Here is a 12583-nt window from a genome sequence, read left to right on the forward strand (position 1 = left end):
GCTTCAGAGCAATAGATAACGCAATTTTTAGATTAGCGCCACCTTTGTTGCTCGTTTGTCACAATTCTCGCGGTGAAATTGTACCTAGCCCGTTGATATAACTTGCGAGCTTCGTGCCCGCGTTGATGAAATACATCGGGTCTATCGGATGACCGTTCTCGCGCACTTCATAATGAAGATGTGTCCCGGTCGAACGTCCCGTGCTGCCGGCAAGGCCGATGGCGTCGCCGGTCTTGACCGTATCGCCGGCTTTGACCAGCACTTCCTCCATATGGCCGTAACGCGTGGAGATGCCATCGCCATGGTCTATCTCGACCATGTTGCCATAACCTCCTGCCCAGCCCGCGGAGACGACCTTGCCAGGCGCCGTGGCCTTCACCTTCTCTCCCGGACTGAAATGGAAATCGGTGCCGGTGTGCAGCGCCAGCTTGCCGAAGAAGGGATCCTTGCGATTGCCGAAGGGGCTGGTGATCAGCTTGCCCGGCGCGGGGTTGCGGAAGGGCAAGCTTTCGGCTGCACCGCGTACTGTCTCCAGGCGCGTCAACGCCGTGTCGAGATCGGCCATCGACTGATCGAATTGATCGACATTCTCCGGTGGGACATAAGGACCGCCAACGCCTCCATCGTCATTCACCGGATCGTCGTCCTTGCTTGCAGCGCTCGCCAGCACAGTCGGAACCTTGACGCCCACATTCTGCATGATCGACTGGATCTCGTCGGCGGTCTCGGAAGCGCCAGTGGTCAGATGCCGCACACGGGTCAGTTGATCCTGTTCGATGTGTTTCAGCGACAACGTCACCCTGGAGAACACCCGGTCGGCATGATCGGCGACGGTTTCAGGGGCTGGAACGTAGGCGAGGGTGGAGTTGTCAGGTGTAGCGTCGGCAGGCCTGCCGCTCGACAGAAGCTTCTCGATCGACTTAAGCCCTCCCGTCAGTTCCGCGTGATCGCCCTTGGCGGCCGCCGCATTTGCACCAGTAGCATCCTTGTTCATCAGGCCGGAATTCTCGGCGCGGTCAAGCAGTGCATCGAGCTTGCCGTGGCGTGAGGACAAAGCTTGCTGTTGCTCCATCAGCTTGTCGACCTTTTCTTCGACCACCTGCTGGTCGAGAAGCTGACGCGACGTGACGCGGTCGACCTGAGCGCGCAACGCGGCTATGCGGTCCTCGTAATCATATTGCATGCGCGCCTGCCGAGCCATGGTGGCGCCGATCAAGTCGTCGCGCAGCACGAGATAGGAGGTGGCAAGGAGGTAGCCGATCGAAAAGATGCCGACGAGGCAGACGGCAAGCGCCGCCATCCACGGGCGCACAGTCATGTGACGCACGGTATCACCGCTCGCCACGATAATGGTGTGCTGCCGTTTCTGTTTGCCGAAAACCCGGTTCTGAGGCTTGGCTGTCACCGAGAATCTCCCAATCGATACCTCTTGGCATCTACTGAGGAACTACACGGAATTATGGTTAACGATTGCTTTCCGCCTTACCCCTAAAAAACCAAAAAACTCTTATAGTTTAGTATGTTATGCATTGCTTGTGGACGTAAGCGACCGATAGAAGGAGGGCGTCAGACCGGCTTCGGCGCGGGCGATATCATTGAAGGGGGCTTTCAGCGAACCACGAAAATTGGCACGCACCAGTTCCTGGAACGTACGCGCGGGATCGCGTCGCTCGCGAGCACAGAGAAAGCGGAACCATTTGGCGCCAACGGCGACATGCCCCTTTTCATCATTGTAAATGACGTCAAGGACGGCAGCGCTCTCCATATCGCCCGTCTCGCGCATTTTCGCTTGCAACGCCGGCGTCACGTCGAGACCACGGGCTTCGAGAATCAGCGGCACGACAGCGAGGCGAGCGGTGAGATCGTTGCGGGTTGCGTGCGCGGCCTGCCAGAGGCCGTCATGGGCGGGAAGATCACCGTAGTCGGCGCCAAGATCGCGCAGACGCGTCCGCACCATGCGGAAATGCTTGGCCTCCTCGAAAGCGACCTGCATCCAGCCGTCGAAAAAGGAATTGGGCACCGGCTCGGTGGCGAAGCGCGCGACGATATCGAGCGCCAGATCAACTGCGTTGAGTTCGATATGAGCAATGGCATGCAGCAGCGCGATGCGTCCCTTGACCGTGTGCAGGGAACGCTTCTCCATATGCTTCGGCGGCACCAGCTCCGGCTTTTCCGGTCGGCCAGGGCGATCGGCCAGTGCCGGGTCGAGCGGCGAGCGCAGCGATAGGGTGCGCGCGAACCAGCGCGTCGCCGATTTCTGGGCAAGTGCCGTCTTGCGGTCGAGATCGAATGAGCGGATGGCGGCGATCGCGCCGCCGCGAAGCGAGGTGATGGTCTCGATTTCCACCGGCATAGTCACGGGCATCAAAGCTCCTTGACGGCAGCTAGGACCTCTTGCGCATGGCCGGCCACTTTGACCTTGTCCCAGATCCTCACGATCCTGCCATCGGCGCCGATCAGGAAGGTCGAGCGCACGACGCCCATGAAGGTCCTGCCATACATGCTCTTTTCCCGCCAGACGCGATAAGCTTGAGCCGCGGTCTTCTCTTCATCGGAGGCGAGGGGAACGGACAGGGCATGTTTCTTCACGAATTTGTCGTGGCTCCTTACCGAATCAGGAGACATCCCGAGGACAGCCGCGCCCGCCTTTTCGAAGTCCGCTGCAAGCGCGGTGAAGGAAACCGATTCGGCGGTGCAGGCGGTGGTATCATCCTTCGGATAAAAGAACAGCACCAATGGCTTGCCGGCAAAATCGGCAAGGCACACACGACCGCCACCGTCGCACGGAAGATCGAAATATGGGGCTTCGTCGCCGATGCCCAATTCAACCACAGGGATTGCGGTCACGGGAAAACCTTTCTTTTGCCGGGATTTTGGATGACACTAATAGTGAGCCACATATATACTGCAGGGGTATGCCGTCCACATCGGACGCAGCGTCACCAACAAAATTGCAAAAAACGAAAGGGACGCACGGGAGTGATCCGAGGCGAAAAGGTTACATTCCGCAAGAAGGATCTCGTCTCGCTCGACCACTTGCCTTCCGCTCAGGTCGACGATTCTCTGATCGTGCATGTCCCCGAGCCTGCCCGCCGCAAGCGCTCGCATGTTTGGCATGTCTGCCGCATGACCCTCGTCTTCATCGCTTTTCTCGTCCTGATTGTCGGCGCAGTCATTGCCACGATCGAGGGCGGCGTTTTCGACCAACCCTTGTCACAGAAGGCACAGCTAGCACTCGATCGGGCGATCGGCCCGCGCTACAAGGCAGAAGTCGGTTCGACCGTGGTCCGCTTCACACCCAGCCTGCGGCTTGAGCTCGAAGCCCGCAATGTCAATGTGGTGGATCAGGAAAGCGGCAAGCACCTGTCAACAATGTCGGCGGTCAGCATGGTGCTCGATCCCTTGGCTCTTGTCGAAGGCCGTGTCGAAGTGGCGAGCGTGGCGGCGGAGGGAATCGCGCTCGATACATCGCTGTTGCCGCAGGGCGATCCCGTCGACCTGACGGCGCTGCGCGTCGATGCGCTGCCGCAGGCACTGAATTCAGCCTTCGACAATCTTGATTTCCTGGAGCATTTCGTCGAGCGCGGCGGCACGAACTCGGTGCGCATCTCCGGTTTTGCCGTCAAACTGGCACGCCAGGAGGGCGAGCCGATTTCGCTCGTGGTCGACAGTCTCACTTTCGAGCGCAGCGGCCCGACATCGCTGCATCTTTATGGACAGGTGGCGGTCAACGGCTCCGTTGCGACACTGGATGTGGTCGCCGATCAGCAGGAGGCCGGCCGCAGCTCATCACTGACCGCCAAGCTCGCCAATCTCGACTTGAAGCCATTGACGATGGCCTATGATCAAAACGGCACGCCGCGCCAGGGGATCATGAGTTTCGCCGGCATGACGGTGACCGCCGTTCGCGGCGAAGAAGGCATCGATCCGAAGCTCAGCGCCTCCATCGATGTCCAGCCCGGCACGCTCTATATGGACCGCGACCAGCAAGAGCTGACACTGGCCAACGTAAACCTTGCCTATAATTTCGATCACCAAACGCTTGAGATCGCACCGTCAAAGGCCCAATTCGTCGGTACCGTTGTACCATTCTCGGGCGCATTGATCGACCTGGACCACATCGACGCCAATGCCGGCAAGGGTTTCGGCATCGACTTTCTGATTCGCGGCGGCACGGCGGCATCCTCCATTTCAGGCGAACAGCCGGTCAGCTTCGACGGGCAGGCTAAGGGGCGCTTTCTGGCGGCAACCAAGGAACTGCAGCTCGAGAATCTCGGCATATCGACGCCGCTCGGCGCGCTGTTCGGCTCCTTGCATATGAAACTTGGCGACAGTTCGCCGGAGATCAGCTTCGGCGGCCGCGCCGACAAGCTCGACACGACCGCGATCAAACAGCTCTGGCCGTTCTGGATGGCTTCGAAGCCCCGGGCCTGGGTGGAAAACAATCTCTTTGGCGGTACCGTTACCAATGCTGCCATTTCAGTCTTCATCCCCTCCGGCCGGCTGGCGCTGGCGGCGCAGACGGGCAAGCTGCAACTCGGAAAGAACGAGCTGCACATCGCCTTCGATATCGATGGAGCCCGTCTCGACGTGCCGGGCGAGATTCCGCCGATTCGGGATACGAAGGCGCATTTCGATCTGACCGGCCCGACGATGAGCGTCGACATCGCGAACGGCACTTCCTATTTCCCGACGGGCCGCTCGGTGACGCTTAACAACAGCGTTTTCTCGATCCCTTCCTCCTACGACAAGCCGTTGATGGCGGAGCTAAAGTTGGAAATATCAGGCAGCGGCGACTCCATCGGCGAGCTCTTGACCTATAAGCCCCTGGAAGTGTTGCAGCGAACCGAATTCAAGCCGGAAGATTTCAACGGCAAGATCGTCGCCAAGGTCGAGGCAACAATTGGCCTGATTAGCGACCAGAAGCCGCCACCGCCGGTCTGGAAGGCGAACTTGCAGCTCGACAATGTCGACCTGCTGAAACCGATGAACAATCGCAAGATTTCCAATCTTACCGGCGAGATCGACGCCGACCCTCAAGCCGTGCATCTGACTGCCCAGGCATTGATCGACGGCATTCCCGCGCAGATCGATATGGTGGAACCGACGGACGATAAATCGCCGGCCAAGCGCAGCCGCGTGATCACCGCCACGCTCACCGACGCTCAGCGCAATGCCGTCCTGCCGGGCCTCAACGATATTGTCGACGGCCCGGTCAAGATAGAACTCACGCGCCTCGACGACGATCGCCAGGGCGTCAAGGTCGACCTCGGAAAGGCGGCCCTGACAGTGCCATGGGTCGGCTGGTCGAAGGGCAGTGGCATTCCTGCCAGCGCCCAGTTCGAGGCCTCCGGGCCGGACAACCAGACGACGCTGAAAAATTTCATCCTCAAAGGCGATGGCTTCGGTGTCAGCGGCGATCTCGTCATCAGCAAGGGCGGTCTGTCGTCGGCAAGCTTCGATAGCGTCAAGCTCTCAGCGCTCGATGATTTCGCGCTGTCGATCAAGCACGGCAGAAACGGCGGCTACGATATTTCCGTTGCTGGCAATTCAGCCGATCTCCGGCCGGTCCTGGCGCGGCTGAAGACGTCGTCGAGCGGCAATGGCGGCGACAAGGACGATTCGTCCGGCGCAACGATCCACGCCAATCTCGACAAGGTCATCGGCTTCAACGATGAATCGATCGGCAATCTCAAGGGTGTTTATTCCGTGGTGGGCGGCCGGACCATAGCCGCGGATTTCTCCGGCACTACGCGCAGCGGCGAGGCTGTCGTCAGCCAGATGAGCAAGGGCGGAGAAAGCGGCACTATTCGCATTACAAGCGGCGATGCCGGCGCTGTGGCGCGTTTTGCCGACCTCTACAAGCATCTGAAAGGCGGCCTGCTCAATTTGTCGCTGCGCTCTACGGGGCCGGACGCATGGGACGGATCGCTCGATATCCGCAACTTTGCCATCATCGACGAAAAGAAGCTATCGACCATCGTCTCGACACCGAGCGGCAGGAATGGTCAGAGCCTGAATTCGGCGGTTAAACAAAATATCGACACACGATCGCAGAGTTTCGAGCGCGGCTTTGCGCGACTGGTGCTGCGCAAAGGGACGCTTGCGGTCGAAAACGGCGTGGTCCGCGGCGTGCAAGTGGGCGCAACCTTCCAGGGTACGGTGAAGGACGCAAACGGCAACATGGACCTGACCGGCACCTTCATGCCCGCCTACGGGCTCAACCGGCTGTTCGCCGAAGTGCCGATCGTCGGCTTCATCCTCGGCAACGGCAGCGACCGCGGCCTGATCGGCATCACGTTCAGGCTCACCGGTAGCTTCGACAAGCCGAACCTGCAGATCAACCCGCTATCCCTCATTGCACCGGGTGTGTTCCGCCAGATTTTCGAATTTTGAGTTGGATCATCTTTCGTTCGCCAACCGCTCGCGTATGCGTTCAGGCCCACCTGTCATGCGTCGGGCGAAAGGTCGATCAGGGTCTACGACGCGCCAAAACGGAGCCGTGCCGTCTTGACTGATTTGCACTAGGTGCTGCTGTACGGTCACGGGGCAGCAGGCATCTGCCCCGTATTTCCTAGCGAGCGATCGTCTCAACTCCGCAATATCCGACAACTCGCCTGCAGGGGCCGCCTGGAGCGCTCCAGCAACCATTTTCTCGCTGGGAATTAACATCCGCTGCGTAAGACTTTTGCCTTTACGCCTTGTCTTGATCACCGGCAGTTCGTCCATAGCTCGACCTCCAGAATTGATCTCCACGGAAGACGAACAAGAATGCCGCAATCCGACACGATCGGGCATGATTTTTTTGCAGTGTCGTGTTGCCGTCGATGTGGCTCGTTAAACGGTTACCTCGGCCTCAGCGGCGCTGAGATGGTTGAGATTGCCAAAAATGCGACAAATCCGGCGAAATGCGCCGGCTTTGCGTCTCAATGTTGGGCAGTCTCTCAAGCCGCAGGGCGGATCAGGATATGCTTTTTCTTGCCCAGCGACAGCTTGATGACGCCGTCGGCGGTGACTTCGCCGCTGCCGATCATCTTGCGCTCGTCGCTGATCGCCTGATCGTTGATGCGCACGGCGCCGCCCTGCACATGGCGGCGGGCCTCGCCGTTCGAGCCGGCTAGACCGGCGCGGACGATCAGCGACAGCAGGCCGATACCGGCGTCGAGTTCGGAAGCGGGAACGTCGACGGACGGCAGGTTTTCGGAAAGGCCGCCTTCCTCGAACGTCTTGCGCGCCGTCTCTGCGGCAAGCTCAGCGGCCTCGCGACCGTGGAGGATGGCAGTGACTTCCGTCGCCAGGATCTTCTTGACCTCGTTGATCTCCGAACCACCAAGCGCGGAAAGGCGGGCGATCTCATCCATCGGCAGCGTGGTGTAGAGCTTCAGAAAACGCGAGACGTCCGCATCCTCGGTGTTGCGCCAGTACTGCCAGAAGTCATAGGCCGAGAGCAGGTCGGCGTTCAGCCAGACTGCACCGGAGGCCGACTTGCCCATCTTGGCGCCGGAAGAGGTGGTCAGCAACGGCGAGGTCAAGGCGAAGAGCTGCGGCGTAGCCAGGCGGTGGCCGAGATCGATGCCGTTGACGATATTGCCCCATTGGTCCGAACCGCCCATCTGCAGACGGCAGTCGTAGCGCTTGGCCAGCTCAACGAAATCGTAGGCCTGCAGGATCATGTAGTTGAATTCGAGGAAGGACAGCGACTGCTCGCGGTCCAGGCGCGTCTTGACGCTGTCGAAGGACAGCATGCGGTTTACCGAGAAGTGCCGGCCGACGTCACGCAGGAATTCGAGGTAGTTCAGCGAGCGCAGCCACTCGGCGTTGTTGATCATCAACGCGTCCTTCGGGCCTTCACCATAGGTCAGGTAATTCGAAAAGACGCGCTTGATCGAGGCGATATTGCTTTCGATCGTATCGACCGTCATCAACTGGCGCGATTCCTCCTTGAAGGAGGGGTCGCCGACCATGCCGGTGCCGCCGCCCATCAGCGAGACGGCGCGGTGGCCGGTCGCCTGCAACCAGTGCAGCATCATGATCTGGATCAGCGAGCCGGCATGCAGGCTCGGCGCCGTCGGGTCGAAGCCGATATATGCGGTCACGGTTTCCTTGGCAAAGAGATCATCAAGGCCGGCTTCATCGGAAATCTGGTGGATGAAACCGCGCTCTTGCAGGGTGCGCAGGAAATCGGATTTGAACTCAGCCATGATCTTGGTCTCTCGGGACGCCGCAGGTGTGCCATGCGGCAAAATCGCTATTGTTGAACAGTCGCGGCGCGTTTAGCACTGATTTGACGGCTCGTCACCATTTGGTTGAATGGCACGCGTGAAGTTTGGGCAAGAATGAGAAGGCAATCAGGCCGATGAGCGAGACGATCATATTGGAGACCCCACGTCTTATTTTGACGATGTGGGGCAAGGGCGACGCCGAACTCATTCGGCAATTACATTCCACGATCGAGACGACGCGCTATCTTTCGGGTGCCGCCCCTTGGACCCTCGAAAAGGCCGAGGATCGCTTGAAAACCTGGTTCAGTGAGCAGGCGCGCGACGGCGTGACCAAATACAAGATGCTCAGACGCGACGACGGCCGCTTCATCGGCCGCGCTGGATTCTCTCGGTTTCAAGAGGAGCAGGGACGGGGGGAATTCGAGCTCGGCTATTCCATCCGTCAAGAGGCTTGGGGCAATGGCTATGCGACCGAGATTGCAAGTGCGCTTGCGGAATGGTTCTTCAAACGCGGTATCGCGGACCGGTTCATCGCTTTCACCCACCCGGAAAACGCCGCATCGCAGCGGGTTCTCCGCAAGATCGGCATGCAATATCGCGCACCGATCATGATAGAAGGCGTTTCAGGATTGACTTTTCAAATGTCGCGGTAAGAGGCTCCGGCCTCTCACCTGATCCGCTTGGCGGCCGGCTCCGGCACCAGTTCGCCGTTCAGGCGGCGGTCGAGATAGTCCTCGCATTCGCCGAGCAGCGTCTCGACCTGGCCGTTGAAGAAGTGGTTGGCGCCGGGGACGATCCTGTGGGTGATGAGGATGCCCTTTTGCGTCTTCAACTTTTCTACAAGGCCGTTGACGTCCTTCTCGGGGGCGACCTTGTCGGAATCACCGTTGATGATCAGGCCGGAGGACGGGCAGGGCGCCAGGAACGAGAAATCATAGATGTTCGGCTGCGGCGCGATCGACATGAAGCCTTCGATTTCCGGGCGGCGCATCAGAAGCTGCATGCCGATCCAGGCGCCGAAGGAATAGCCGGCAACCCAGCAGCTCTTGGAATCCGGATGCAGGCTCTGCACCCAGTCGAGCGCCGAGGCAGCATCGGAAAGCTCACCGGCGCCATGGTCGAATTCGCCCTGGCTGCGGCCGATACCGCGGAAATTGAAGCGAAGGGTCGTGAACCCGCGCTTCTGGAACATATAGAAGAGCTGATAGACGACCTGATTGTTCATCGTGCCGCCAAATTGCGGATGCGGATGCAGGATGATCGCGATCGGGGCGCTCTTTTCCTTGGAGGGCTGATAGCGGCCTTCAAGGCGGCCTGCGGGGCCGTTGAAAATAACTTCGGGCATCGATACTCCGGCTCTTCTTTTTCTGCGTTCAAAACATGCGGGACGCAGCAAGTTGACTTGACTAATGCGCTCATCTTTTCTAGAACGCAGTTTAGAACAATTCGAAACTTGGCACGATCTTCCACGCGTTGTTTGTTCAACGGTTTGTGGAACGTGTCATAAGGCATGCCCGGCTGAAATTTCAAGGAAAATGAGCCGAGCACAACAAGGCTTCGTCAGGCAGGAAGAAGATTATGGCGGCAACGCGCCTTTATCTCGACTGGAATGCCACCGCACCGCTTCATTCGGCGGCGCGTGACGCTATGTTGCACGCCTTGGACCTCTATGGAAACCCCAATTCCGTCCACGGCGAAGGTCGCGCCACTCGGGCGGCGATCGAGGGTGCACGCCGGCAGGTCGCAAGTCTGACCGGCGCCGAACCGGCCCACGTCATATTCACCAGCGGCGCGACGGAAGCCGCCAACATGGTACTGACGCCGGAATTCCGAATGGGCCGCACGCCGCTTGCGATCGGCCATCTCTTTATATCGGCGATCGAGCATCCCGCCCTGCGGGAAGGCGGTCGTTTTCGGAAGGAAGAGATCAGCGAAATTCCGGTGACGTCGAATGGCGTTGTCGATCTTGTTGCGCTGGAAACGATGCTTTCGGCGTATGACAAAGCGAGCGGGCTGCCGATGGTGGCAATCATGCTCGCCAACAACGAAACCGGCATTCTTCAGCCCGTGCACGAAGCCGCAAAGATCGTGCAGGCGTTCGGCGGAGTGTTCGTCGTCGACGCCGTACAGGCGGCGGGCCGGGTTCCGCTCGACATTAAAGCGATCGGCGCGGATTTCCTCATCGTCTCGTCGCACAAGATCGGCGGGCCGAAAGGGGCCGGCGCGCTAGTCTCCCGCGGCGAAGTGTTGATGCCGAAGCCGCTAATCCATGGGGGCGGGCAGGAAAAGGGGCATCGCTCCGGCACTGAGAACGCGCTGGCTGTCATCGGTTTTGGCGCGGCAGCTGCCGCTACCATCATCGAGTTCGATAGCCGCAATGCAACCGTTGAAAAACTTCGCGACCGGCTGGAGGAGGGCATGCGGCTTGCCGCGCCCGATGTCATCATTCATGGCAAAGGCAGCCCACGCGTGCCGAACACCAGTTTCTTCACCCTTCCGGGGCTCAAGTCCGAAACTGGACAGATCGCCTTCGATCTCGAAGGGGTCGCGATTTCGGCAGGCTCCGCCTGCTCCTCCGGCAAGGTGGGGGAAAGTCACGTGCTGGTGGCAATGGGCTGTGATCCAAAGCTCGGGGCGTTGCGTATTTCGCTTGGATTTACGACGACCGAAGAAGATGTCGAACGTGCGATTGCTGCGTTCGCCAGAATCGCTGGACGGCGCAAATCGGCAGGTGCTGCGGCCTAACGGTCACAATTTTGCGGAAAGAGAAATTTCCGCTTGCCAAGCGGGCTGAAAAGTCCCTTTTGGCCGACTACATAGAGGGTAGACGAAAGTCTGCTGAAACGTTGACAAGCTGCCGAACCTTGGATTCGGCGAGATTGGAGAACGACATGGCTGCCGTCCAAGAAACGATCGATCAGGTTCGTCTGATCGATGTGGACCAGTATAAGTATGGTTTCGAAACCACGATCGAAATGGACAAGGCTCCGAAGGGTCTGTCCGAGGATATCATCCGCTTCATCTCCGCCAAGAAGCGGGAGCCCGAATGGATGCTGGAATGGCGTCTGGAGGCTTACCGACGCTGGCTGACGCTGGAAGAGCCCACATGGGCTCGCGTCGACTATCCGAAGATCGACTTCAACGACATCTATTACTACGCCGCGCCGAAAAACACTCCCGGCCCGACGTCGCTGGAAGATGTCGATCCGGAATTGCTGAAGACCTATGAGAAACTGGGTATTCCGCTGCGCGAACAGGAAATCCTCGCCGGCGTCGAGCGGCCAAAGATCGCAGTCGATGCGGTGTTCGATTCGGTCTCGGTGGTCACCACCTTCAAGGAAGAGCTGAAGAAGGCCGGCGTGATCTTCATGTCGATCTCGGAAGCGATCCGCGAGCATCCTGAACTCGTGCGTAAGTATCTCGGCTCCGTCGTTCCAACGACCGACAATTTCTATGCGACGCTGAATTCGGCTGTCTTTACCGACGGCTCGTTCGTTTTCGTGCCGAAGGGCGTGCGGTGCCCGATGGAACTGTCTACTTACTTCCGCATCAACGAGAAGAACACCGGTCAGTTCGAACGCACGCTAATCATTGCCGAAGAGGGAGCCTATGTCTCCTATCTCGAAGGCTGCACGGCGCCGCAGCGCGACGAAAACCAACTGCATGCGGCCGTAGTGGAGCTGGTTGCCCTGGACGATGCCGAGATCAAGTATTCGACCGTTCAGAATTGGTATCCGGGCGACAAGAACGGCAAGGGCGGCATCTACAACTTTGTCACCAAGCGTGGCGATTGCCGCGGCGATCGTTCGAAGATTTCCTGGACGCAGGTCGAAACCGGTTCGGCGATCACCTGGAAATATCCGTCCTGCATCCTGCGTGGCGACGACAGCCACGGTGAGTTCTATTCGATCGCCGTGTCCAACGGTCATCAGCAGGTCGATAGCGGCACCAAGATGATCCACCTCGGCAAGAATACGTCGAGCCGCATCATCTCGAAGGGCATCGCCGCCGGCGTGTCGCAGAACACCTATCGCGGCCAGGTTTCGGCCCACCGCAAGGCATCGAATGCACGCAACTTCACCCAGTGCGACTCGCTGCTGATCGGCGACAAATGCGGCGCCCATACGGTGCCCTACATCGAGGCGAAGAACTCGACGGCGCAGTTCGAGCACGAAGCCACCACGTCGAAGATCTCCGAGGACCAACTGTTCTACTGCCTGCAGCGCGGCATTCCGCAAGAAGCGGCGATTGCCCTGATCGTCAATGGCTTCGTCAAGGAAGTGCTGCAGCACCTGCCGATGGAATTCGCCATCGAGGCGCAGAAGCTGATCAGCATCTCCCTGGAAGGCAGCGTCGGCTAA

The 12583-nt window shown here is 59.3% G+C and carries 10 protein-coding genes; 4 read left to right on the forward strand and 6 right to left on the reverse strand.

The features are described from left to right. Positions 1–58 precede the first annotated feature (58 nt). The 3 genes from FHT86_RS06265 to FHT86_RS06275 all read right to left on the reverse strand — a co-directional run bounded on the left by FHT86_RS06265 (position 59) and on the right by FHT86_RS06275 (position 2847). Complete coding sequence (locus tag FHT86_RS06265) at positions 59–1405, reverse strand: peptidoglycan DD-metalloendopeptidase family protein (RefSeq protein ID WP_133706008.1); 1347 nt, start codon at positions 1403–1405, stop codon at positions 59–61. Between the two features lie 117 nt (positions 1406–1522). Continuing rightward, the gene (locus FHT86_RS06270; RefSeq protein WP_409527570.1) at positions 1523–2365 is read right to left on the reverse strand and encodes a ferritin-like domain-containing protein; all 843 of its coding nucleotides are present in this window, start codon (positions 2363–2365) and stop codon (positions 1523–1525) included. Then, positions 2365–2847 (reverse strand): peroxiredoxin, encoded by a 483-nt coding sequence (locus FHT86_RS06275; protein ID WP_133706009.1) that lies wholly within the window; start codon positions 2845–2847, stop codon positions 2365–2367. Before FHT86_RS06275 ends, FHT86_RS06270 begins: the two co-directional genes overlap by 1 nt. 132 nt (positions 2848–2979) lie before the next feature. On the opposite strand from FHT86_RS06275, the gene FHT86_RS06280 reads away from it, so the two are divergent. Further along, positions 2980–6396: an AsmA-like C-terminal domain-containing protein gene (locus FHT86_RS06280; RefSeq protein ID WP_133706010.1), complete on the forward strand. Its 3417-nt coding sequence runs from the start codon at positions 2980–2982 to the stop codon at positions 6394–6396. Between the two features lie 6 nt (positions 6397–6402). Here FHT86_RS06280 and FHT86_RS37870 read toward each other — a convergent pair whose 3' ends face one another. Both FHT86_RS37870 and tyrS read right to left on the reverse strand, forming a co-directional pair. After that, positions 6403–6729 carry a hypothetical protein gene (locus FHT86_RS37870; protein ID WP_133706011.1) on the reverse strand — a complete coding sequence of 109 codons (327 nt, stop codon included), beginning with the start codon at positions 6727–6729 and terminating at the stop codon, positions 6403–6405. A 215-nt stretch (positions 6730–6944) separates the two neighbouring features. Then, positions 6945–8201: a tyrosine--tRNA ligase gene (gene tyrS, locus FHT86_RS06285; protein ID WP_133706012.1), complete on the reverse strand. Its 1257-nt coding sequence runs from the start codon at positions 8199–8201 to the stop codon at positions 6945–6947. A 155-nt stretch (positions 8202–8356) separates the two neighbouring features. Here tyrS and FHT86_RS06290 point away from each other — a divergent pair, with 155 nt between their 5' ends. Beyond that, positions 8357–8875, forward strand: a complete 519-nt coding sequence (locus tag FHT86_RS06290) for a GNAT family N-acetyltransferase (protein ID WP_133706013.1) — start codon at positions 8357–8359, stop codon at positions 8873–8875. Positions 8876–8889: 14 nt separating this feature from the next. Here FHT86_RS06290 and FHT86_RS06295 read toward each other — a convergent pair whose 3' ends face one another. Beyond that, on the reverse strand, positions 8890–9567 hold the full coding sequence (locus FHT86_RS06295; RefSeq protein WP_133706014.1) for an alpha/beta hydrolase: 678 nt from the start codon (positions 9565–9567) through the stop codon (positions 8890–8892). 233 nt (positions 9568–9800) lie between these two features. On the opposite strand from FHT86_RS06295, the gene FHT86_RS06300 reads away from it, so the two are divergent. Both FHT86_RS06300 and sufB read left to right on the forward strand, forming a co-directional pair. Beyond that, entirely contained in the window at positions 9801–10967 is a 1167-nt protein-coding gene (locus FHT86_RS06300) for a cysteine desulfurase family protein (protein WP_133706015.1), read from the forward strand. A gap of 146 nt (positions 10968–11113) precedes the next feature. Continuing rightward, complete coding sequence (gene sufB / locus FHT86_RS06305) at positions 11114–12583, forward strand: Fe-S cluster assembly protein SufB (RefSeq protein WP_133706016.1); 1470 nt, start codon at positions 11114–11116, stop codon at positions 12581–12583.

This window comes from Rhizobium sp. BK313, assembly GCF_014193655.1.
Classification (GTDB): Bacteria; Pseudomonadota; Alphaproteobacteria; order Rhizobiales; family Rhizobiaceae; genus Rhizobium.